The sequence below is a fragment of the Leisingera aquimarina DSM 24565 genome (assembly GCF_000473165.1).
Classification (GTDB): Bacteria; Pseudomonadota; Alphaproteobacteria; order Rhodobacterales; family Rhodobacteraceae; genus Leisingera; species Leisingera aquimarina.
In genome coordinates this window covers 2,726,043-2,748,122 of record NZ_KI421504.1, presented here as the reverse complement: position 1 = coordinate 2,748,122, position 22,080 = coordinate 2,726,043, and the positions used below count along the sequence as shown (strand labels likewise).

Annotated in this window: 19 protein-coding genes; 12 read left to right on the top strand and 7 right to left on the bottom strand. The window is 58.6% G+C overall.

Annotated elements, in window-relative coordinates; translation table 11 throughout:
* Positions 1-155: 155 nt before the first annotated feature.
* Both AQUI_RS0117700 and AQUI_RS0117695 read right to left on the bottom strand, forming a co-directional pair.
* Positions 156-695 (bottom strand): helix-turn-helix transcriptional regulator, encoded by a 540-nt coding sequence (locus tag AQUI_RS0117700; RefSeq protein WP_156916868.1) that lies wholly within the window; start codon positions 693-695, stop codon positions 156-158.
* 149 nt (positions 696-844) lie between these two features.
* The gene (locus AQUI_RS0117695) at positions 845-1,744 is read right to left on the bottom strand and encodes a LysR family transcriptional regulator (protein WP_156916867.1); all 900 of its coding nucleotides are present in this window, start codon (positions 1,742-1,744) and stop codon (positions 845-847) included.
* Between the two features lie 117 nt (positions 1,745-1,861).
* Here AQUI_RS0117695 and AQUI_RS0117690 point away from each other — a divergent pair, with 117 nt between their 5' ends.
* The 8 genes from AQUI_RS0117690 to argE all read left to right on the top strand — a co-directional run bounded on the left by AQUI_RS0117690 (position 1,862) and on the right by argE (position 8,873).
* On the top strand, positions 1,862-2,656 hold the full coding sequence (locus AQUI_RS0117690; RefSeq protein WP_035920068.1) for an ABC transporter ATP-binding protein: 795 nt from the start codon (positions 1,862-1,864) through the stop codon (positions 2,654-2,656).
* Between the two features lie 47 nt (positions 2,657-2,703).
* On the top strand, positions 2,704-3,474 hold the full coding sequence (locus tag AQUI_RS0117685; protein WP_027258691.1) for a transporter substrate-binding domain-containing protein: 771 nt from the start codon (positions 2,704-2,706) through the stop codon (positions 3,472-3,474).
* Between the two features lie 84 nt (positions 3,475-3,558).
* Positions 3,559-4,248: an ABC transporter permease gene (locus AQUI_RS0117680; protein WP_035920066.1), complete on the top strand. Its 690-nt coding sequence runs from the start codon at positions 3,559-3,561 to the stop codon at positions 4,246-4,248.
* A gap of 4 nt (positions 4,249-4,252) precedes the next feature.
* The gene (locus tag AQUI_RS0117675) at positions 4,253-5,038 is read left to right on the top strand and encodes an ABC transporter permease (RefSeq protein WP_211236036.1); all 786 of its coding nucleotides are present in this window, start codon (positions 4,253-4,255) and stop codon (positions 5,036-5,038) included.
* Between the two features lie 68 nt (positions 5,039-5,106).
* The gene (locus AQUI_RS0117670; protein WP_027258688.1) at positions 5,107-5,736 is read left to right on the top strand and encodes a cysteine hydrolase family protein; all 630 of its coding nucleotides are present in this window, start codon (positions 5,107-5,109) and stop codon (positions 5,734-5,736) included.
* Positions 5,737-5,757: 21 nt separating this feature from the next.
* Positions 5,758-6,660 (top strand): DMT family transporter, encoded by a 903-nt coding sequence (locus AQUI_RS0117665; RefSeq protein ID WP_027258687.1) that lies wholly within the window; start codon positions 5,758-5,760, stop codon positions 6,658-6,660.
* Positions 6,660-7,709: an ornithine cyclodeaminase gene (locus tag AQUI_RS0117660; protein ID WP_156916866.1), complete on the top strand. Its 1,050-nt coding sequence runs from the start codon at positions 6,660-6,662 to the stop codon at positions 7,707-7,709. The genes AQUI_RS0117665 and AQUI_RS0117660 overlap by 1 nt, the downstream gene beginning before the upstream one ends.
* A 3-nt stretch (positions 7,710-7,712) precedes the next feature.
* On the top strand, positions 7,713-8,873 hold the full coding sequence (gene argE / locus AQUI_RS0117655; RefSeq protein ID WP_027258685.1) for an acetylornithine deacetylase: 1,161 nt from the start codon (positions 7,713-7,715) through the stop codon (positions 8,871-8,873).
* A 745-nt stretch (positions 8,874-9,618) separates the two neighbouring features.
* On the opposite strand, the gene AQUI_RS0117650 is transcribed toward argE, so the two are convergent.
* From AQUI_RS0117650 to AQUI_RS30160, 5 genes are read right to left on the bottom strand one after another with little or no spacing between them, the layout of a single operon-like run.
* A complete protein-coding gene (locus tag AQUI_RS0117650) occupies positions 9,619-10,731 on the bottom strand; it encodes an aminomethyl transferase family protein (RefSeq protein WP_027258684.1) in 1,113 nt (370 codons plus the stop codon).
* Between the two features lie 20 nt (positions 10,732-10,751).
* On the bottom strand, positions 10,752-12,791 hold the full coding sequence (locus AQUI_RS0117645; protein WP_035920065.1) for an FAD-dependent oxidoreductase: 2,040 nt from the start codon (positions 12,789-12,791) through the stop codon (positions 10,752-10,754).
* A gap of 1 nt (position 12,792) precedes the next feature.
* Positions 12,793-14,049, bottom strand: coding sequence for a Tm-1-like ATP-binding domain-containing protein (locus tag AQUI_RS0117640; protein WP_027258682.1), 1,257 nt, complete (start codon positions 14,047-14,049; stop codon positions 12,793-12,795).
* Between the two features lie 21 nt (positions 14,050-14,070).
* On the bottom strand, positions 14,071-16,521 hold the full coding sequence (locus AQUI_RS0117635; protein ID WP_027258681.1) for an FAD-dependent oxidoreductase: 2,451 nt from the start codon (positions 16,519-16,521) through the stop codon (positions 14,071-14,073).
* 18 nt (positions 16,522-16,539) lie between these two features.
* Positions 16,540-17,310, bottom strand: a complete 771-nt coding sequence (locus tag AQUI_RS30160) for a helix-turn-helix domain-containing protein (RefSeq protein ID WP_084294453.1) — start codon at positions 17,308-17,310, stop codon at positions 16,540-16,542.
* 135 nt (positions 17,311-17,445) lie between these two features.
* Here AQUI_RS30160 and AQUI_RS0117625 point away from each other — a divergent pair, with 135 nt between their 5' ends.
* The 4 genes from AQUI_RS0117625 to AQUI_RS0117610 all read left to right on the top strand — a co-directional run bounded on the left by AQUI_RS0117625 (position 17,446) and on the right by AQUI_RS0117610 (position 22,030).
* Positions 17,446-18,387, top strand: a complete 942-nt coding sequence (locus tag AQUI_RS0117625; RefSeq protein WP_027258679.1) for a tripartite tricarboxylate transporter substrate binding protein — start codon at positions 17,446-17,448, stop codon at positions 18,385-18,387.
* Between the two features lie 80 nt (positions 18,388-18,467).
* Positions 18,468-19,007: a tripartite tricarboxylate transporter TctB family protein gene (locus tag AQUI_RS0117620; RefSeq protein WP_027258678.1), complete on the top strand. Its 540-nt coding sequence runs from the start codon at positions 18,468-18,470 to the stop codon at positions 19,005-19,007.
* A gap of 8 nt (positions 19,008-19,015) precedes the next feature.
* Positions 19,016-20,539: a tripartite tricarboxylate transporter permease gene (locus AQUI_RS0117615; protein WP_027258677.1), complete on the top strand. Its 1,524-nt coding sequence runs from the start codon at positions 19,016-19,018 to the stop codon at positions 20,537-20,539.
* A gap of 3 nt (positions 20,540-20,542) precedes the next feature.
* Positions 20,543-22,030, top strand: coding sequence for an aldehyde dehydrogenase (locus AQUI_RS0117610; RefSeq protein ID WP_027258676.1), 1,488 nt, complete (start codon positions 20,543-20,545; stop codon positions 22,028-22,030).
* Positions 22,031-22,080 lie beyond the last annotated feature (50 nt).

Here is a 22,080-nt window from a genome sequence, read left to right as displayed (position 1 = left end):
GTTCGGCCAATTCCCTGCCCAGGTGTCATTTTCGCGGGAGTGTTGCTGATGAAATGGGCATGGCGGCACCCTGCTGACAGACAAAAGAAAACCTCCTTTCCAGGTGCGGAAAGGAGGTAGGTCCCGGGAGGAGTTTCAGGAAATCCGGGTTTGTGTCAGCCCGGTTCTGGCGGTACCATGAACAAGGCAGCTGCTGAGGGTGACGGAGACAATGCGGCCTCGGCCTCTCTGCGTGCTTCTTTGGCCGCTCCAGTTTTTTTTGCCTGTCCTGGGATGAACGACAGATTCTTCTGTTCCCGGCCGAAGGGCAGCTGTTCCCCCAGGAGCCAGCTTTCGATCTCTGCCGGGAAAAACAAGCGCTTTCGCGGACCAAGCTCGATATACGCCGGAATGGATTTGTCCCGGTGCTCACCTTCGCTACGGCGGCGCACTGTTCTGGGACTCTCTCCGAGTAACGCGGCGACTTGTTTCAGCTCCGCCAATGGTTTTTTGAGATCTTCCGGGTCTTTCACAGTTTCGAGATCGATACCAAGAGCAACCCAGATCCTGATCCAGGGGTAACCTGCGCCGCGCTTCGGGATTCCCATGGCCTTCATGGCATCCGGTACAGCAGTGCGGTCTATCCGAAAGAATTCGGCAAGATCCTTGACCCTTGCCTGATCCAGCTTCCAGTTTGGTTTGTCTGATTGTTCCATCTGCACTCCATTGCTGGTGGGAAGATGGGTTCAGATCTGTTTTCAAGGAAATGGTTTCAGATTCGGTCTACAACACCGTATAGGGAAGGATGGGCGGAAAGCGGGAGTTCGCTGACCTGCCCGCTTATGACGGCTTCGGGACTAAGGTTTTAGTCTATCTGTGTCTCGATCACCGGAACACCGCTTCCGAGCCATGACACGAAGCTGTCAGCTGCCGTTCCTACACGTGTGTTGTCTGGCAAAGCGACCGCATACCAGACGCATTCGATCTGCCGCGGATCGAGCTTTACCAGCGCCCCGGACTGCAAGGCCTTGGCGCATAACACCTCGTCCGCAAGAACCACTCCCTCACCGTCTACAGCCGCTTCAATAGCAAGTGACAAGTCAGAGTAGACCCGCCCTTTCTGCCAGCACAGGGATGACGACTCATGCGCGGAAAACCACTGGTGCCAGATCTCCCTGCCATTGTCGTGAACCAGCGGCACGCTGCTCCAGTCGCAGGGGCCTTCAGCCAGCAGCTGGTCTCGCAAGTCCGGCGTGCAAGCCGGGAAGCCGATGATCGGGAACAGCCGGTGCTGGCGGCCTTCTCCGGCCGTCTGCCGAGTCTCGAAATGGATCACCACATCGGCGTGGCCTTCGCCCAGTTGCGGCGGCTGCCAGGCCGGGCGCAGATCAATGTCGATCTTGGGGTATTCCTCGCAGAACTCCGTAATCCGCTTGCGCAGCCAGAGCGAGGCCAGCGCTGGTTCCGCGCTCACCACCAGCGTGCCGCTCTGTGTCATGCGCAGCATCCCCTCGCAGGCATCGTTCAAAATCTGAAAACCGTTGGAGACCTGCGGCACCAAGGCGCGGCCGTCTTCGCTCAATTCCACCCGGTTGCCGAGGCGGCGAAACAACTCCGTGCCCAGCCACTGCTCCAAGGTCTTGATATGCTGACTGATTACGCTGTGGCTCACGCTCAGCTCCGCGGCCGCCCTGGCAAAACTGCTGTGGCGGGCGGCGGACTCAAAGGCACGCAGAGCGTTCAGGTGGCGGAGCGATCCAAGCATGCCGCCCACCGTAGGAAAAACAGAAGCTGAGCGCAAGATATACCCGTTTTTCGATTTTCCCTGCCGCCGCTACCGTTTTGGAACCAACGCAGCACGGGAAAAGAAACGGAGGGCCGCATGGCCGATCAGCAAGCAAAACCGGACGCCGGCCTATCGCTTCAAGTGACGGACCTCCACAAGTCCTACGGCGCGCTGGAAGTTCTGAAAGGCGTCTCGCTGGAGGCGCGCGAGGGCGACGTGATTTCCATGCTGGGCTCATCCGGATCGGGCAAGAGCACCTTTCTGCGCTGCATCAATCTTCTTGAGACACCGAACGCCGGCACGATCGCCGTGCATGGCGAGGACATCAGGATGGGCACTGACCGGCACGGCGTGTTCAAGCCGACGGACGCCAAGCAGGTAGAGCGCATCCGGTCGCGCCTGGCCATGGTGTTCCAATCCTTCAACCTGTGGTCGCACATGACCATCCTGGAAAACGTCATCTCTGGTCCGGTCCACGTCCTGAAACAACCCCGTGCCGAAGCCATCGAAAGGGCCGAAGCCATTCTGCAGCGTGTCGGCATGTACGAGCGGCGCGACTACTACCCCTCGCATATTTCCGGCGGCCAGCAGCAGCGCGCAGCAATTGCACGCGCCTTGGCGATGGAGCCTGAGGTGATGCTGTTTGATGAACCCACCTCAGCGCTGGACCCGGAGTTGGTGGGCGAGGTGCTGAAGGTTATCCGCTCGCTCGCCGAAGAAGGTCGCACCATGGTCGTGGTGACGCATGAGATGGGGTTTGCCCGGGATGTGTCCAACAAGGTGATCTTCCTGCACCAGGGCTTGATCGAGGAGCAGGGCCACCCCTCGCAGATGTTCAGCAACCCGAAATCCGCACGGTTCAGGGACTTCCTCTCGAACACCCGGCACTGACCGCGCCGGACTCGCAGTTTCACAACAAGCAACAGGGAACTATCCGCATGACTTTCAAGAAAACCTTCCTTGCCGTTGCCGCGGCAGCAATGACCCTGGCAGGAAGCACCGCCGTGGCCGAGGCCCTTCGTGTCGGCGTCGAAGGCGCCTATGCGCCCTTTTCCAAGAAAGAGGCCGACGGCACGCTCTCCGGCTTCGACATCGATATGGCCTATGCACTGTGCCAAAAGCTGGAACGCGAATGCGTGCTGGTTGAGCAGGAATGGGATGGCATGATCCCAGCGCTGATCGCCAACAAATATGACGCCATCGTTGCCTCCATGTCGATCACCGAGGACCGTAAGAAAAAAGTCGGTTTCTCGGAGAAATACTACCATACCCCATCGCGTTTCATCGCCAGGGACGACGCCTCGTTTGAGATGACCCGCGAAGGCACCAGTGGCGTGAAGATCGGCGTTTTGCGCGGCACCACTCTGCAATGCTATGTCGAGAAGCATTTCCCCGAAGCCGACATCAAGCTCTACAACACCCAGGAAGACGTTTTTGCTGACCTCACCGCCGGGCGTCTGGACCTGCAGCTCAACAACACGCTGGGCGCGCTGGAAGGGTTTTTGAACACACCGCAAGGCAAAGGCTTTTCCTTCTACGGTGAGGACCTGGATGATCCGGCCTGCCTCGGTGAAGGTGTGGGCATTGCCGTGCGCAAGGGCGATCCGCTGGCGGCAGAGCTGAGCGCGGCAATTGAGGAAATCCGCGCAGACGGCACCTACAAGACCATCAACGACAAGTACTTCCCCGTCGACATCTACGGGAACTGATCCCGCAGGATGCGCCTTGGCGGCGGGGGCCGTGTCTCTGCCGCCCTTTAATTCTCCAACTGACACCGCAAGGGGCAGAGGCACATGCAGCTGATTTATGAATACCGGCAGATCCTTCTGGAAGGCGTTGGCGTCACCGTCTCGCTGGCAGTCCTGTCGCTGATCCTGTCGGTGATTTGCGGCTTGGGCGGCGCCTTTGCCAAGCTGTCGCAATCCCGCAGCATCCGCCAGGCCGGCAATTCCTACACCACCTTTGTGCGCAGCGTGCCGGACCTGGTGCTGATGATGCTGATATTCTACGGCGGCCAGGTAATGCTGAACGACATCGGACGCATCACCGGCCTCTGGGGCTATGTGGACGTCAACCAGTTCATCGCCGGTGCGCTGACACTCGGCTTCATCTTCGGCGCCTATATGGCCGAAACCTTCCGCGGTGCGATCCTTGCTATCCCGCGCGGTCAGATCGAAGCGGCGATGTCGGCAGGCATGAATCCGCGCCAGATCTTCCGGCTGGTCACCTGGCCGCAGATGGTGCGCTATGCGCTGCCCAGCTTCACCAACAATTGGCTGGTGCTGATCAAATCCACCGCGCTGGTGTCAGTGATCGGGCTGCACGACCTCGTCTGGAATGCATTTGCTGCGGGCCGCTCCACCCACAAGCTGTTCACCTTCATGATCGCGGTGCTGGTCATCTACCTGGTGATCACCGGCATCTCTGACCTGCTGCTGCGCTGGGTCGACCGCCGCTACAGCGCCGGCGTGAAAAGGGCCTGATGAAATGGAAACCGAACGCACTTTCCTCGAGTACCTGCGCCACATCAGCGAGAACCTCTCGCCGCTGGACTTCCTGCTGATCTATGACAACCTCGGAAAATTCTTCGAGGGCGCGCTGGTCACCCTGCAACTGACAATCCTGGCGCTGTTCCTGGGCGGCCTCCTGGCAATTCCCATGGCCATTGCACGCGCCTACCGCAAGCCGGGGTGGAGCCAGGCGATCTGGGGCTATACCTACGCTTTCCGCGGCACGCCGCTGCTGGTACAGACCTATCTTTTCTACTTCGGCCTTGGCCAGTTTGAAGCAGTGCGCAACTCCTTCCTTTGGGGTCCCGTCCTGAGCGACCCATGGTGGTGCGTGCTGATAGCCTTCACTCTGAACACCGCCGCCTACACGACAGAGTTTCTGAAAGGCGCGATTGAAACCACCCCCGAGGGCGAGGTCGAGGCTTCCAAAGCTTGCGGCATGTCCCCCTTTACACGGATGCGGCTGGTGGTGCTGCCGAGCGCCTTCCGCCGAGCGCTGCCCGCCTATTCCAACGAGGTGATCTTCACCCTGCACGGATCGGTAATTGCCAGCACCGTGACCCTTCAGGACCTTCTGGGTGTGGGCCGCTGGCTGAACGGGCGCTACTATCTGGCTTACGAGGGCTTCATCACTGCGATGGTCTTCTACATGGGCATCGTCTTCCTGATCTCCATTGCCTTCCGCATGGCCGAGAAACGCTACCTGCGCCATTTGCGTCCGCATGAGGCCGACCCTTCAGCACAGGCTAATGCCACCATCTGAACGTCAAATCCAAAGCCGCGCCCATACTGCGCAGGCACATTTCTAAACGACTGTCGAAAGGTACTCCGATGAACAATGCAAACCCTAAGAAGCGCGAACTGATCGAAGGCCGTGCCGCAGTGATCGTCATTGATATCCAGAAATCAACCTTTGCTCCGATCCCCGACGACGAACGTTCCATCGCCCATATGCCTGACTATGCGGAGCGCATGGCGCGCACCAAAGTGGTGATCGACAAGGCACGCGAAAAGGACATCCCCGTTGTCTTCATCCAAGAGATCCACCGGGCCAATCTGATCGACTTCGGCCGCGAGCTGGACGGGGACGAGACGGTGCATTGCCTGGACAGCAATCCGCTGACGGATTTTGCGGAAGAGGAATTGGGCATGCGCCCCGACGACTACCGCATCTCCAAGCGGCGTTACTCGGCCTTCTACGGCACCGATCTGGAGATCCTGCTGCGCGGCCTGAAAGCCGAAACCCTGATCCTGACCGGCGGTCTGACCGACGTCTGCGTGCATTACACTTTCGTTGACGGCCACCAAGGCGACTATTTCTGCCGCGTGGTGGAAGACTGCGTCGCAGGCTCCAGCATCGAAGCACACGACGCCTCATTGAAGGCGATGGAATACCTCCAGCACGGCGCGATCCGTCAGATTGATGAAGTGCTGGACGCCATGGATCAGGCCGGCGCCTGACTCTTTCCAAGGGCGACTGACATGCAGACCAACAGCAACATCGCTGCCGCCGGGCTGGCGATGGCGGCCTCCGCCATCCTCAGCTTCATCGACAACTTTGTCTTTGCGGTCAGCCAGGAGGCCGGGCTCTGGCAGTTCCAGCTGTTCCGCACGCTCTTTGCGGTGCCCATGCTGCTGCTCGGCGCGCATCTGCTGCGCCAGCCCCTGCGGGCGGTGAACCTGCCGCGGCTGTCTTTACGCAGCGCGGCAGTCTCCATTGGCCTGCTGATCTACTTTGCCGCCCTTGGCACGCTGCCCGTTGCGCAGGCCGGCGCAGGTCTGTTCTCCGCCCCGATCTGGGTTCTGCTCTTGTCAGCGCTTCTGTTCGGCACTCGCCTCAGCGGGTTGCAATTGCTGGCGATCCTCGCCGGGTTCGGCGGCGCGCTGATGCTCTTGCAGCCTGACTTTGCCGCGCTCACCCCGGCCTCGCTGACACCGCTGGGGGCAGGACTGTTCTACGGGCTTGGCATGCTGTTGACCCGGCATATCTGCGCACAGGAAAGCGCCCCGGCCCTGGCGATGGGGATCTTCCTCTTCATCGGTGGGGCAGGCCTGATCATGCTGACAGCGGTCAGCCTGATACCCGGCGCCGACACCGCTGGCCCGTTCCTGACCCGCGCCTGGGTGACACCCACACCGCGCTTCCTTTGGCTGACCCTGTTTCAGGCGGCTGGCGCTGTCGTCGCCGTCTCGCTGATCGCACAGGCCTACCGCATCGGCACGCCGGCCTTCGTGTCGGTCTTTGAATACTCCTTCCTCATCTTCGCCTGCCTCTGGAGCTTCTTCCTTTGGGGCGCGGCGGCCACCCCCCTTGCCTGGACCGGAATCGCGGTGATCATCACCTCCGGCCTGGCCATGTCCTTCCTTCAGAAAAGAGACGCCTGATGCCCCCGCTTCCCTCCAACCTTGCCATGGTGCCCTTTGTCTCCGTCGAGCACATGATGGGCCTTGTCCACCACATCGGCATCGAGCGTCTGCTGCAGGACCTGGCCGCCGAAATCGAAAACGATTTCAAACGCTGGGAAAGCTTTGACAAGACGCCCCGTGTCGCTTCCCATTCGCCGGTCGGCGTGATCGAGCTGATGCCGACCTCGGATGGGGAAATGTACGGGTTCAAATATGTGAACGGCCACCCCAAGAACACCAAGGAAGGCCTGCAGACTGTCACCGCCTTCGGCCTTCTGGCAGATGTAGACACCGGCTATCCGAAACTGCTGACTGAGATGACGCTGCTAACGGCGCTGCGTACCGCGGCGACCTCAGCCATGGCGGCCAAACACCTGGCCCCCAAGGGCGCTAAATGCATGGCGATGATCGGCAATGGCGCGCAGGCGGAGTTCCAATGCCTCGCCTTCAAGGCCGTCTGCGGCATCGGCACCGTGCGGCTTTACGACATCGACCCGGCCGCCACAGAAAAGGCGGCCCGCAACCTGGCAGGCAGCGGCCTCACCGTGGTGCCTTGCAAAAGCAGTGAAGAGGCGATGGAAGGCGCAGAAATCATCACCACCTGCACAGCCGACAAGCAGAACGCGACGATCCTGACCGACAACATGGTCGGCCCCGGCGTCCACATCAATGCCATCGGCGGCGACTGCCCCGGTAAGACAGAATTGCACCGCGACATCCTGCTGCGTTCGGACATCTTCGTGGAATACCCTCCGCAGACTTGGGTCGAGGGCGAGATCCAGCAGCTGGACGAAGACCACCCCACAACCGAGCTGTGGCAGGTGGTCACCGGCCAGGCGGAGGGCCGCAAGGACGCCCGCCAGATCACCCTGTTCGACAGCGTCGGCTTTGCGATCGAGGACTTTTCCGCCCTGCGCTACATCTACCGAGCCATTCAGGACACCGGGTTCTATGCGGATCTGGACCTGCTGGCCGACCCGGATGATCCGCGCGATCTGTTTGGCATGCTGACCCGCGCGAAAGCCTGACCCATGGATCTAAGCGCGCGCCAGATCCTTGATCGCCTCGTCTCCTTCCCCACTGTCAGCAGCGAAAGCAATCTCGCGCTGGTGGATTTCGTCGAGGGCTACCTGCTGTCACATGGGGTGACGTCCACCCGCGTACCGTCCCCCTGCGGCACCAAGGCGTCCATCTTTGCCCATATCGGACCCGAGGTTGAGGGCGGCGTGGTGCTATCTGGCCATACCGATGTGGTGCCGGTCGAAGGCCAGGACTGGAGCAGCGATCCATTCACGGTGACGGAGCGGAACGGCAGGCTCTACGGCCGCGGAACCTGCGACATGAAGGGTTTTGATGCACTGGCGCTGGCCGCGGTGCCGTTGGCGCTGAAAAGCCCGCTGAAGCGCCCGATCCAGATCGCGCTGAGCTATGATGAAGAGGTCGGCATGACCGGTGCGCTGCCGATGATCGACCGCATGCTTCAAAGCAGGTTTCCTGCGGCGGATGCAGTGATCGTGGGTGAACCTTCGATGATGCAGGTGGTTTCGGGCCACAAGGGCGGCTTCGGCTACATCGTTGATGTACGCGGACATGAGGTGCATTCCTCGATTATGCACGAAGGCGTCAGCGCCGTGATGATGGCGGCAGAGCTGGTCAGCTGGGCCAACCGGGTGAACGCGGAAAACGCCGCCCGCACTCCCGGACCGCTGGATGCGGGTTTCGTGCCTCCCTACACCACCGTCCACGTGGGCACCATCAGGGGCGGTACGGCCCATAACATAACCGCCCGCCATTGCCGCTTCGAGATCGACTTCCGCGTAGTCCCGGGCGAGGATCAGGGCCTGTGGGAATCCCGTTTCGAGGCTGAGGTCGCCCGGCTGGACGCGCAAATGAATGCAGTTCATCAGGACGCCGGGATCACCCGGCTCCAAGACTTTAACGCGCCGGGACTGGCGCCTGAACCAAATGGTGTCGCCGAGGAGTTGGCCCGTCGCCTGACCGGCGACAATTCACCCCGTGTTGTGAGCTATGCCACCGAAGGCGGCCTGTTCCAGCAGAGCGGCTATTCCACAGTCATTTGCGGCCCCGGCGATATTGCCCAGGCGCACCAGCCGGACGAATTTATTCTAATGGACCAGTTCCAGGAGGGATGGCGGTTTATGGAAAACCTGATCCGCGATTGCTGCCGGTGACAGTCCAAAGCGCTTCTGCCTTTGTAGGAAAGTTTCTTTTATAAAGCAGGCTTACCTCGGCCATCAACTGGATGTCCGCAGTGCGCCGTTCGTGGCACGCTGCACACTCGATGGTTCGCCTGGTGGTCAATGACCGAGAAGGGCTCTCTTCTGCTGCCTTGCGGCGGCGCAGCGCCAAGCCGCCCGCCGCGATGGCGTTCCTGGTTAGCCCTGATCGGTTTGAACCAGCCCGGAGCGGACCTTCGGTCAGGGTGCAGCACCGCGCAGGACCCTGGGTGTCAAGGGGTGGAAGGACGAAGTTCGCTGCATGCGCAAGCCGACCATGTTGCGACATCAGAAGCTGACATTCAGATAATCAGGGCGTTGGATTTCACTCTGCACTGCCGCATCGAGGCTCCGAGTCCAAGCTGCGCGAAGCCCCGGTTCGTTTTGACGGCCGATGTCCCTGAAAGCTGCCGAAGCTGCCTTTGAGAACGGCCCAGATCTGCTATTGGCGATGGCATGATGCGTTCCATGCGATTGGCAATAAAACCCTTCTGAAATCCGGCCCGGCCAACCAGAATGCTCCTGGCGGGTGGTCGGGCGACCCAAAGTCGAAAAAGCCCCCGATCTTGACCGTGGTATCATCGGAGATGAGCACAACAGCCGGGTCGCGGTTCAATTTCGAATTCCTTTTGAGCACTCAATTTTAGTGAGCGCCCCCGGTCTTCATGGCCGAAAACCGGGAACGCCTTGTTTGTTTTGATCAATCGCGCGAACGCAGATTTCTGGGATCATAGACCGGGCCGGTGTGAACAATCGCAGATTTGACTTCACCAACGTCTATCCACTGACCGTTCACTGCCAAATCCGTGGGTACGTAACCCATAGCCAGGGCGCGGCCTACCGAATGCCCCATACCGGCCGAGGTCACGCTTCCGACGGTTTGCCCTGCCGATGTCAGTTCCGTTCCGGCTTCGGGAACCTCAGCCCCTTCCGGCATTTCAAGCAGCACCAGTTTTCGTTCGCTCCCTGACGCTTTTAGCGCTTGGATGGCAGCTTTCCCGGTGTAGTTCGCTTCTTTGGAACGGATCGTCCAACCCAGTCCGGCTTCGACCGGATTATTGGCTTCAGTAATATCACGGCCAAAGATCGGATAGCGCTTTTCAATCCGGAGCGTGACCATGGCAGCAACGCCGCAGGGCACCAGACCTTTGTCGGCGCCCTGTTCGAGAATGGCAGCGTAGAGGTCCTCGGCATTCTGGGTAGGAATGAACAATTCATAACCCAATTCGCCGGTAAAACCGGTGCGCGAGATGATGACGTCATCGACCCCGCTCAGCGAAGTTTCGACGATCTCAAAGGGCTTCAGCGCATCGTTGGAAAGATCCGCAGCCGTCATCTCCTGAAGGCATGCGCGCGACTGCGGCCCCTGGATCGACAAAGAGGTATAGCGATAGCCCAACGAAACAACGTTAACCTCCATATCCTTGCCAGCTTCTTTCAGGTGATTGACGATCACATCAACCCGATGTGGCGCCGGACAAACCCAAAATTTGTCCACGTTCACACGCCAGGTGATGACATCGTCCAGAAAGCCACCTTCGTCATTCAGGATACCGCAATAGGTTCCTTTCATGTCAGGTAACTTGGTTACGTCCGCAACATGGGATTCGTTGATCAGACGCTCTGCATCACTGCCGGTGACCTCGATCAGGAACTGACCGAAGATTTCAAATAGCCCGGCTTTTTCACGGGTTGTCAGATGCTCGGTTTTCGGATCGCTAAAGGTGATCGGCGCAAAGTAACCACCGGCGTTGCGCATATTTGCGCCGCGCTCGATAAAGCTGTGATAGAGGGGTGTTTTCCTGGCTTCCATGACGAATATCCAATTTGTTTTCAGAGAAGGAGCGTCGGACGCTCTCGTTTGAAGATCCTGTCTTCGGGTTCGGTGCCCAGCAATTCTCGGGCATGGCGGTGTCCGGAGTAGACCGCCGCCTGGATGGTGCCGGGAACTTCGGCGTCGCCGATGGTGCGGTGGGCAATCCCCTTAGCCGTCAGAGCCTCGGAAAGGCTGATCTCAGGAATGCGATTGGTGACAGCAATGAGCGTCGCAGCATTTATGATTGGTAAGCTTTCGCCAGTATCGGATCGGGTCACGTCGAGCGCCCCGCCGTTCCAGCCGGTGGCAGTAGTGTTGGGGTACATTTTCACCCCCGCTACCATCAGTTCTCCGAGCATTTTTGGGTGCTCAAGCGTGTTGCCCATCCAACCTGCCAGCGTTGGCAACGGGGTGACGATATGCACTTCGTGGCCTTTTTCGGCCAGATCCACCGCCAGTGCGTTGGCCATGTAATAGTGATCGTCATCATAGATCACGACTGGGCCAGTGACTTCTGTACCGTCCAGAATATCATCCGGGGTCAGCGCAGCCCCCTTGAAACCGGCAATCGGCGCGAGGTTGGAACGGCCGCGGCCGTCGTCCAGCCAGCGCGACCCTGTCGCCAGAATCAAATGATCAGCTTCGAATTCGGCAATGCCGTCTGCATCCAGTTCGCTCCCCGCATAGAGGTTCACATTGCCCATCTGTTGCAGCTGATAGAGCCTGTAGTCGCGCACGCGTGCCCACGATGCCAAACCCTTAATGGTCGCTTCGCGTATGCTGCGCCCGCCCATTTCATCGGCCTTTTCGGCCACCGTAACCTCGTGTCCCGCGCGGGCCAGTGTCAGGGCGGCTTCCAGTCCGGCGGGACCGCCGCCGACGATCAGGGCTGTTTCCGGATTTGATGCCGCTGGCACCTTTTCGGGATGCCAACCCCGCCGCCATTCCTCGGACATGGTCGGGTTCTGGGTGCAGCGCACTTGAACACCCGACAATTCAACCGAGACGCAAACATTGCAGCCAATGCACTCGCGGATGTCCTCGATACGGCCTTCGCGGATCTTGTTCGGCAGGAACGGATCGGCGATCGAAGCCCGCGCCGAACCGATCATGTCCAGAACCCCGCGTTTGATCTGACTGACCATTGTGTCGGGGGACGTGAAACGCCCGACCCCAAGCACGGGTTTGCTCGTCACCTGTTTGACGAAGCTGGTGAATTCTTCCTGATAGCCTTGTCTGGCATAACGTGCGGTCTGGCTGTCTGCGCTCCACCCCGAGATGTTAATGTCCCAGAGGTCGGGAAGCTCGGCAAGAGCCTCGACAACGTCACGACCTTCGCCGTCAAAGGTGATGCGTTTAGGGCCAGAGGCTTCGTGCACCGCAAAGCGCAGGGCAACCGCCATTTCGCCGGCAGCTTCGTCCTGCGCCTCTTCCAGAACTTCCCGCAACAATCGCAGGCGGTTCTCAAAGCTTCCGCCATACTCGTCCGTTCGGTGGTTGTAGGCCGGGGACAGGAAATGCCACAGGATCGAGGCGTCGTGGCTGGCATAGACATAAGCCATGTCATAACCAGCTTGTTTCGCCCTGCCGATGGCGGCCCGGAACGATGCCCGCAGACGTTTGATATCTGACTTGTCCATCGCCTTGGCGTTGTAGGGCATGTCCGGTTTCAACGTTGGCAGCGAGGACGGTCCCATGACAGGATAACCGTTCTCGGTACCACGTGAGCGGATGCCGGTGTGGGCCAATTCGATCGACGCCAGTGCACCATGGGTGTGGATGCGCTCGACAGATTGCGCGTGCACCTTCACGTCGCCATGGTCCCAAAGTCGTTCATACGGCAATCCGGACAAGTCCGAGGTCGGGTCGATCTCGGACAGCTGCATGCCGATAATGCCCCACCCCCCTTCGGCACGCGTTTCGCGGATGCCAATGGCACCATTGGGCATCAGGTAGGAATGCCCGTTAGCATAAGGCATCATCACAAAGCGATTGGGCGCTGTGACGGGGCCAATCTTCAGCGGCTCGAACAGGATATCGTACTGGCCTTCCAGCATGTCACCCTCCCGATTGTGTGACGTTGGTTTTCAGGGTGCCATCCGCGATCCAGCCGTCGATGATCTCCAGCACTTTTGCCGAGAACGCCTCGTCGTTGATGTGGCATTCCATGACGGTCAGGTCGATAGGGTCGGTCATCTCGCGTTTGTAGGCTTCGACCATGAGTGCCAGAGCTTCGGGATCATGCGCGGGCATACCTTCGGTGTCCCAGGCGTGAATGCCGTCGGTCGGAAGAATGAACTTGACCGGCCCCTTAGACTGCTTCAGCCGGTTGGCCACTTCATGTGCCAGTTCACCGCGTTCCTCAGCGTTCAGTGCCGCCGATGCGAGTAGCCGGTTGTGGGCGTGATAAGGCCGGTCGCTGAACCGTTCGGGCACTGGCTGCCAGGTGGCGAAATCGATCATGTCACCGAACCCTGGTGCCGCGATAATGGGAATGCCATGGCGGCCTGCTGCGGTCATCCGGTCCGCCCCTGCATTGACGATGGAGCCGACCATGAGGTTGCCAATCTCGGCCACAGCCAGCTCGAGCACACAGGAAAAATATCCCTGTTCAGCGAGGCTCTCCATCGCCATGCCACCCATGCCGGTACCGTGGAACACGGCCAATGAAAATCCGCGATCAATCAGCGGCTGGCGCAGATGCACCATATAATGCAACGCCGATGAACCAAAACTGACCATGCCAATCACCGGGCGATCCGGGTCGGGCGCGCGCACCGCTTGTGCTGCCCCATATACCGCACCTGCCGCTTGGCTGAGGGTTGCCATGCAAATGTCATTGAGCCCATAGAGCCCACCGGCCCAGAGGATCATCTGGATATCCGCGGACAGACGCTCTGGCGGGATCAGGGCCGAAAAGGCAATCGTCGAGACAACGTATTTTGGCACGCCAATTGGCAAGGCGCGCGCGCAATCCAGCGCCAGGTCGGTCCCCATGGTGCCACCCAAGGCCAGCATTCCGTGAATCTTGCCTTCGGCATAAAGCTTGGCCGTCAGCTTCGCCGCCCCTTCCGCCATGATCTGCATGGCGTGGTTTTCGTCGCCCGAGTCAATGGCGTCCTGAATGGTCTTGCCGGCAGCCGCAGCCACATCATGCTTGGAAATATCTGTCGGCTCTGACGGATCTCCCAAAACGCTGACATCCATGGAAATGACCTCACCGCCCAGCTTGCGAATGTTGTCGCAGACAAAGTTCAGCTCCGGGTCTTTGGTGTCATAGGTGCCAATGACAAGAATGGCTTTTGCGTCGTTCATGGTTTTCCTCCCTGATGCGCGTCAACCGCGCATAATTTCTCCCCTGGGGTCATAAAATGGCGCGAGCTGCGCCGTGACCGGGTGCAGATGGCCTGCGATCTGAACTTCGAAACCGCCTTCGTCGATCCACGCCTTGGAAACCCCTTCCGGGTTTTCAACGGAGGCAAGTCCAATCATCTGTTCCAGCCGGAAACCCCAGTCGCCGCTGGTGACATGGCCGACGATCCCGCCACCTTTCCATATGGGTTCATTGTGAATCAGGTAGGGGCCTTCCTCTGCGGTCAGGCCAGGTACGCTGATCGACACGGTGCGATGTCGGGTGGCAGAGCCGCCTGCCTTCTGCTCTGCCAGGGTTTCGCGGCCCAGGAAATCACCTTTGTCCAACGATACGGCGAACCCCAGTCCGGTTTCAAAAGGTGTGTCGTCCTCGCCAATGTCATGACCGAAGTGACGAAACCCTTTTTCCAATCGGCAGGCATTCATGGCGAACATACCCATGTGGCGCAGATTGTGCTGCTTGCCTGCCGTCATAAGTGCTTCGTAAACCCCAGACATGAACTCTGTCGGGGCCATCAGTTCAAAACCCAACTCGCCCAGGAAAGACCGGCGGATCGCCCACCCTCTGGCATGGGCAATGTCGATTTCCCGAGCAGCACCAAAGGGGAATGCCTCGTTTGAAAGGTCATCGCCGCTGATCGCCTGCAGGATATCGCGGGATTTCGGGCCGTGAATGGTCAGCAACCCATAGGCCGAGGTGGCATCGAACACCTCGAATTGCCAATCCGGGTCCGCGTTTGTTTTGATCCAGTACTGGTCGCGCATCTGACTGGGGTGACCGGTGACCACCATGAAGCTTTGCAGGGCCATACGGGTCACTGTTACATCCGCCTCGATCCCGCCTCGTGTGTTCAGGAATTGTGTGTAGACGGAACTGCCCACGGGCACATCCATCTCGGTGCCGCAGACCCGGTTCAATGCTTTGACCGCATCCGGCCCCTGCACAAGTAACTTACCATACATTGATTGATCCAGAATCACCGCGTCGTCGCGCGCCGCAAGGCACTCGTCGCGCACATGCGCCGACCAGGGTTTCCATCGGATCGACGGCGCGTCGCGCCAGTCTTCGCCGAAATACATCGGCACTTCCCAGCCGATCCGCTCGGCAAACTGCGCGCCGGCGTCTTTCAATCGATCATGCAACGGCACCTGTCGCACCCCGCGCGCGGAGGTTACCTGCCGTCCCGCCCAGTGGATGCCATAGTGAAAACCCACTGCCTCGGCGGCACGCTCGGCATTATAGGCGGTGTTTTTCTGGAACGGGTGCGCACGCACCGCCAGCAAGGGAAGCATGGATCGTGTTGGCATACCGTCGATCAGCCATTCAGCCATGGTCAACCCGGTGCCGCCGGAATTCAGAATACCGTTGGAGTTCATTCCTGTGGCAAGAAACACGCCTTCGACCTCGGAAGACGGGCCCATGTAAGGACGCCCATCGGGGGTGAAGCTTTCTGGCCCGTTAAAGAAAGTCTGGATACCCATTCCGGCCAGCGCCGGCATCCGGGCGAACATGCGTTCCAGCTCGGGTTCGACGTGTTCCATGTCAAATGGCAGCTCATCGAATTCGAAATCCTCGGGGATGCCCTCGCGCCCGTAGGGCTTACCCATCGCCTCGAACCCGCCGATCAGCAGCTTGCCCGCATCCTCTTTCCAATAGGTGCGCTCTTCGGCGATATTCAAAATGGGTTGCGTCGATGGCAGCCCCTTTACCGGCTCTGTCACGATGTAAAAGTGCTCGGCGGCATGCAATGGCACCGTCACCCCGTGCGCTTTGGCGAACAGATGGCTCCACATGCCCCCGGCGATCAAAACTTTGCCGGTTGCAATCACCCCTCTGTCGGTCTCAACACCGGTGACGCGACCACCGTTTAGGATTAACCGCTCGACTTTGGTTCCCTCAAAGACCTGTGCTCCCAGCGCCCTCGCGCCCTTGGACAATGCGACGGAAACATCGAGTGGATTAACCTGACCATTCGATGGGACATGAAATGCAGATCTTACATCACTAACATCAACATCAGGCCAGAACTCTTGCAATTCCGGCACCGAAAGCATCCGGGTTGGAATGCCCATGCGCGCCGCGTGGTCATGGTTACGCAACAATTGCTCGTGCCGCAGGTCGCTGAGGGCAAGGTTGATCGTGCCGTTTTGCTTGTACCCAGTGCCTTGCCCGGTCTCAATTTCCAGAGTCTGAAACAGCTTGGCCGTGTATTTCCCAAGCTCGGTTTGCGAGGTGCTGTCACGCAGCTGGCCCACAATCCCGGCGGCATGCCATGTGGTACCGCTGGCGATTTTCTTGCGTTCGATCAAAACAGCACGCACGCCACGGTGCGCCAAGTGATACAGCGTCGAAACTCCGATAATGCCGCCGCCAATGATGACAACCGGAGCCTGATCGGGAAGGGGCTTGGTCATTTGTTGTTCTCCGAAAAGTCAGAGCTTTCGAGGGTGCAATGCAGCCCCCGGCGCAGTGTTTTTTGGTTTCGATTGGGAACCATTGGATAAATGGGTTCCCCCGAAGGCTGCCGTGCCTGATCGCGCCGCAAGTAAGACGGCCGACTTCAAAGGCATCGGTGATTTCTTGGAAGGGTTTCGTGGCCTTGCGAGCGTGATGATATACCTGAACGAGCCCGTCGCATCGAAGACCGGTGCGGAATAGGATATGGCGGGTCCGGTCTCGTGAGGAGATGGGGCAACCCCATGGGCTTTGAATTCAGAAACCGATTCATCCCACAGAGATCCGCTCCGGTTGGAGCGCGCAACGTTAGGCAGCACGTTGCCACTAACGGCATGCAAACAAACTCCTGGACTCGAGTAGGCCGAGATTTCCTGAAAGTCCGCCTCCTGCGGTGTCCCCATATTATAGACCACAAGCGGCACCAGTGGGCCCTGCTGTGCCGAATACAGAAATGCCCAACAAGATGCTTCGTCGGATACGGCCTCAAGAATCTGCGCAAGGATTTGAAGGATCGATGTGCCTGGATCAGACAAGCGCGCAAGGTCAGTGATCGCGGCCCCCAATCGATACCCCTTTGTATTCGGGTCCTGCTTCACAAAGCAATTCGATTCGAGTTCGCAAAGGTATCTGTAAGTCGTTGCCTTATTCTGGCCAGTCAGGCGGGAAATTTCAGAAAGACCAATATCCTTTGCGCCATCAGGGAAATAATGAAGAATTTTCAGTGCATTAGAGACCGTTCCCATCATTGCTTCCCCCTGTGCCGATTATCAAAATTGGGTCACCTTTCACACCAGAGTTGACACAAATTGATCCGCCATGCAATTATTATTTGCACAGATGGTGACAATAGTGACCCCAAGGATTTACTCAGGGAGAGAGAAATGCTCAAGAGAACACTTACCGCAGCCATATTGGCCTCAATGACGCTGGCTCCAGTAGCGGCTCAGGCCGAGTATCCGGAAAAGCCTGTAGAATTTGTTGTCCCGTGGCCCCCCGGAGATCTCGAGGATGTGCTGACGCGCATGATCGCGGAAGACTTTCAAAAAGAGTACGGCGTGCCTGCTGCGGTCGTGAACAAGCCCGGTGGTGGCGGTGGCCCATTCCCGGGCGCTGTCGAAGTGGCTGGTGCAAAGCCTGATGGCTACACGATCGGCTCGTTCATCGTGGCGGTGCCGGTGGTCGGCCCTCAGATCGGCATCCCCGAGCTGAACCCGAACCCGTTTGAACCGCTCGGCGCGTTCTTGACCTATCCGTTTGTCATCGTCGCCGGAAAGAATGCCCCTTATGACGATGTGGACGGGCTTGCGGCCTATGCCAAAGAAAATGACGTCGCTCTGGGCCATTTCGGCGCCCCGCTTATCCCGACCCAAGTGACCATGGCACTGGCCAGCGAAAAAGGGTTCTCTTTCGGGTCTGATGCGGCCTTTGACATGCTGGATTGCAACTCATTGGCATCTGGCGATGTAGACGTTATGAATACGACCCTGCAGTTGGTGCTGCCCTGCATCGATGACATCAAGGTGCTTGCGTCGATTGGTGGCGAGCGTATCAGCTTGACACCAGACGCCCCGACCGTGTCGGAAATCTCCTCCAATCTGGACATTGCTCTGTGGAATGGTCTGTTTGTTCCCAAAGATACGCCCGCTGACGTGCGCGCCAAAATCATCGCGGTTGCAGAGAAAACCATGATGTCTGAACGCGCTCAAAAGCTGGCTTCGGAAACCGGTGCGCTGGTCTATTGGCAAAACGCAGACGACACCCAGGCGCTGATCGCCAAGAACATCTCCACCTTGGGTGAGATCGGCAGCATGCTCTCTGAGTAATGCTGTCTCTCCCGGGCGGTCGTCACCTGGGTGTCGGCCGCCTCGATCAATCGGGACAGGACATGCGTGGGAGAATACCTGTGATACGTTCCAAAACCCTTCAAGACCTCTTCAAACGATACAGAAGACCGGGTGATCTGGTCTTTGCCTGGGTCTTTTTGGCCTTCAGTCTGTTCCTATTGCTCAATCTGGATGCCCAGACGGCAACTGTGAAAGGAACAAAATGGGCTGCTCAACCCTCCTTTTGGCCAACCGTTGCAGTATACACGATGGTTGGATTTGGCGCTCTTCACCTGATCAGCTCATTGGTATCGCCCAAACTTGATGGGCGCTGGCAAGAGGTGGGGTTCTGGCTCCGCTCATTCGAATATGCGGCTTGGTTCATGGCTTATGTTCTGCTGGTGCCGCGGCTTGGATATCTGCCATCCACGATCATCTTCACCGTTATTCTGACACTTAGGCTGGCCTATCCTCTGCGCCCATTTCTGGGAGCTGCGGTCGCTTTGGCGGCGACTGTCGTTGTCATTTTCAAATCCCTTCTGCAAGTGAAAGTCCCCGGAGGACAGGTCTATGAGTACCTGCCCGACGCTCTGCGCTCTTTCATGCTGACTTATTTCTGAGGTGCCTCATGGACGCGTTGCTTTCCGGAGTTGAACTCCTTTCCCGATGGGAGGTTCTGGTCGCCCTGCTGATCGGCTCGATCGGGGGGGTTGTCATCGGTGCCATTCCCGGAGTTGGTGCAGCGGTGGCCATTGCCATCCTGTTGCCGGCAACCTTCTCGCTTGAACCGATTGTCGGTTTGACCATCCTTCTGGGGATCTATGGCAGTTCGATGTATGGCGGTGCTCTGCCAGCTATTCTGATCAACACACCCGGCACAGCGGTCAATGCTCTGACCACTTATGACGGCTATCCGATGACCAAACGTGGCGAGGCGCGCCGTGCGCTTGCCTTGGCTTACTCTGCATCGTTCTTTGGCGGGATCTTTTCGATCCTGTGCCTTATCCTGCTGTCGCCATTGCTGGCATTGGTTGCACCGCATTTCGGAAGTCGTGAGATTTTCCTGGCTGCCCTATTGGGCATCATTTTGGTGGTCCTGGCCCACCGCGGGCAGGTCTTTGCTGCTGGCATGCTGGCGGGGTTTGGCATCTTGCTGAATTCGGTCGGGCTGGAGCCCATCAAATACACCCGCCGCTTTACCTTCGACCAAACCTGGCTGGCTGGCGGGTTTGACCTGATCGTCGTTGTGCTTGGTCTTTTTGCGCTTTCGCAAGCGTTTGTCTTGCTGGTCGACAAGGACAATACCCCACATCCACAACCCATCGAAGGTTCGATGTTTTCCAGCCTGAAAGAAATCTGGCTGTACAAGCGAGTGGCATCCGCTGCATCCGGTTTCGGTGTGCTCATGGGGATGATCCCCGGCGTTGGGGAATTTACCGCGCAGTTCATGTCTTATACTTACGCGCAAAAAACATCGAAAAACCCGGAAGCGTTTGGTGAAGGATCACCTGAGGGCTTGGTCGCCTCCGAAGCGGCAAACAATGCCGTGCCAGGCGCGGCCATGATCCCCTTGCTGGCACTTGGCATTCCGGGCGAGGCTCTGACCGCGATGATGCTGTCGGTCTTTTACGTGCACAACGTGATCCCGGGGCCGCAGCTGTTCCAGAACCAACTGGATTTTGTCTATGCGCTTTATATTGCGATGATCATTCTGAACTTGATCGTCATGATTTTCCTGCTGTTCTCGACCAACCTCCTGACCAAGGTGATCCAAATCCCCACCAGGTTCCTGGGCGTGATGATCCTGACACTCAGCTTTGTCGGAGTCTATTCTTTGCGCAATTCCGTCATCGATTGCGCTATCGCTTCCGGCTTTGGCATTCTTGGCCTGATCCTCAAGCGGCTGAACCTGCCACTGGTGCCGATCATTCTCGGAATGGTGCTTGGCGGCATCATGGAGGCGAAACTGCGAACTTCGATGATCCGGGTAAAAAACCCCTGGGATTTTGTGGATCGGCCCATCGCTGCCATCCTCGCGCTGCTCATCGTCTTCGTTTTGCTCATGCATGTTCGTACGTTGCGCCGCGAACACAAGGATCGCATCGCCGAGATGGATCACGATCACGACGTCCATACGTCTCAGCAAGGATAAACCATGCTCAATCAATCCAAAGTTGACGCACTGCGCAATTTGCCTGTGACGCCACGCACCCTCATCATTGATGGCGAGTTCTGTGCAAGCGAAACCGGTGAAACCCACGAGGTGCTGTCCCCCATAAACGGGCAAGTTCTGACGACAACAGCTGCGGGCACCAAGAATGATGCGGATCGCGCAGTCGCGGCTGCACGGGCCGCATTCGAAGACGGGCGTTGGTCGTGCCTTGCGCCCGCCGCGCGCAAGAAATTGATGCTTCGGTGGGCAGACTTGATCGAAGCCGAAACTCTGGAGTTGGCGGTGCTTGGCGTACGCGACAATGGCACCGAGATCGCCATGGCGATCAAAGCCGAAGTGGGGTCGGCGGTGAACACAATCCGCTACTATGCCGAGGCGATAGACAAGATCTATGGTCAGGTGGCGCCGACTTCCGAGGACATTCTGGGTCTTGTTCATCACGAACCCATCGGCGTGGTGGCTGCGATTGTGCCGTGGAACTTCCCGTTGATGATCGGTGCGTGGAAACTGGGTCCGGCCCTGGCCGCCGGAAACTCTGTTGTTCTGAAACCCGCAGAAACGGCGTCCTTGTCCTTGTTGCGCATCGCTGAACTGGCGCTTGAGGCGGGCATCCCGCCCGGCGTTCTGAATGTCGTCACCGGAGCAGGTCGAGTGGTGGGCGAGGCTTTGGCCCTTTCCATGGACGTGGACGTGATGGTGTTTACCGGCTCGGGCGGGGTCGGCCGCAGGCTGCTTGAAAGCTCTGCATGCTCCAACATGAAGCGGTGCTATCTCGAGCTTGGTGGAAAATCCCCCAATATCGTTTTCGATGATGCCCGTGATCTGACTGAAGCCGCCAAAGTCAGCGCAGGGGGCATTTTCCGAAATTCAGGACAGGTCTGCGTGGCGGGGTCGCGCCTTCTGGTGCAAAAATCCATTCATGATGAGTTTGTGGCGGAGTTGGCCAAACATGCCGCGGCCATGAAGGTTGGCGATCCGTTGGACATCACCACCAGTTCCGGCGCGGTCAACAACCTGACCCAGCTTGAACAGGATCTGGGCTTTGTGGAGACGGCGCAGGCAGAAGGTGGCACGGTCTATCAAGGCGGCAAACGAATTCTGGAAGAAACTGGCGGGTATTATATGGAGCCAACCATCATAACTGGCGTTAAGCCGCAAGATAGCGTGGCCCAGAAAGAAGTATTCGGGCCCGTTTTGGCCGTGACTCCGTTTGAAGACGAAACCGAAGCGGCTGCAATTGCCAACAGCACCGTTTACGGGCTGGCTGCGGGCGTCTGGACCGCCGATTTGGGCCGTGCTCACCGAATGGTTCGCGCGGTGAGATCTGGCGTGGTGCACGTCAACACCTATGGCGGGCCGGATGTGACCGTTCCCCTGGGAGGCGTCAAGCAGTCCGGCAACGGGCATGACAAGTCTCTGCACGCCTTCGAGAAATTCCTCAACCTAAAGACCGCCTGGATCAAACTCTGAGCGTGAGGGAAGCCATTGAAGCACTACATCTGAAATTCCTGGTGAAAAAG

Bases quoted from the DNA above. Each gene is read 5' to 3' on its own strand.
- AQUI_RS0117700 (WP_156916868.1), bottom strand. From the start codon at position 695: ATGGAACAATCAGACAAACCAAACTGGAAGCTGGATCAGGCAAGGGTC.
- AQUI_RS0117695 (WP_156916867.1), bottom strand. From the start codon at position 1,744: ATGCTTGGATCGCTCCGCCACCTGAACGCTCTGCGTGCCTTTGAGTCC.
- AQUI_RS0117690 (WP_035920068.1), top strand. From the start codon at position 1,862: ATGGCCGATCAGCAAGCAAAACCGGACGCCGGCCTATCGCTTCAAGTG.
- AQUI_RS0117685 (WP_027258691.1), top strand. From the start codon at position 2,704: ATGACTTTCAAGAAAACCTTCCTTGCCGTTGCCGCGGCAGCAATGACC.
- AQUI_RS0117680 (WP_035920066.1), top strand. From the start codon at position 3,559: ATGCAGCTGATTTATGAATACCGGCAGATCCTTCTGGAAGGCGTTGGC.
- AQUI_RS0117675 (WP_211236036.1), top strand. From the start codon at position 4,253: ATGGAAACCGAACGCACTTTCCTCGAGTACCTGCGCCACATCAGCGAG.
- AQUI_RS0117670 (WP_027258688.1), top strand. From the start codon at position 5,107: ATGAACAATGCAAACCCTAAGAAGCGCGAACTGATCGAAGGCCGTGCC.
- AQUI_RS0117665 (WP_027258687.1), top strand. From the start codon at position 5,758: ATGCAGACCAACAGCAACATCGCTGCCGCCGGGCTGGCGATGGCGGCC.
- AQUI_RS0117660 (WP_156916866.1), top strand. From the start codon at position 6,660: ATGCCCCCGCTTCCCTCCAACCTTGCCATGGTGCCCTTTGTCTCCGTC.
- argE (WP_027258685.1), top strand. From the start codon at position 7,713: ATGGATCTAAGCGCGCGCCAGATCCTTGATCGCCTCGTCTCCTTCCCC.
- AQUI_RS0117650 (WP_027258684.1), bottom strand. From the start codon at position 10,731: ATGGAAGCCAGGAAAACACCCCTCTATCACAGCTTTATCGAGCGCGGC.
- AQUI_RS0117645 (WP_035920065.1), bottom strand. From the start codon at position 12,791: ATGCTGGAAGGCCAGTACGATATCCTGTTCGAGCCGCTGAAGATTGGC.
- AQUI_RS0117640 (WP_027258682.1), bottom strand. From the start codon at position 14,049: ATGAACGACGCAAAAGCCATTCTTGTCATTGGCACCTATGACACCAAA.
- AQUI_RS0117635 (WP_027258681.1), bottom strand. From the start codon at position 16,521: ATGACCAAGCCCCTTCCCGATCAGGCTCCGGTTGTCATCATTGGCGGC.
- AQUI_RS30160 (WP_084294453.1), bottom strand. From the start codon at position 17,310: ATGATGGGAACGGTCTCTAATGCACTGAAAATTCTTCATTATTTCCCT.
- AQUI_RS0117625 (WP_027258679.1), top strand. From the start codon at position 17,446: ATGCTCAAGAGAACACTTACCGCAGCCATATTGGCCTCAATGACGCTG.
- AQUI_RS0117615 (WP_027258677.1), top strand. From the start codon at position 19,016: ATGGACGCGTTGCTTTCCGGAGTTGAACTCCTTTCCCGATGGGAGGTT.
- AQUI_RS0117610 (WP_027258676.1), top strand. From the start codon at position 20,543: ATGCTCAATCAATCCAAAGTTGACGCACTGCGCAATTTGCCTGTGACG.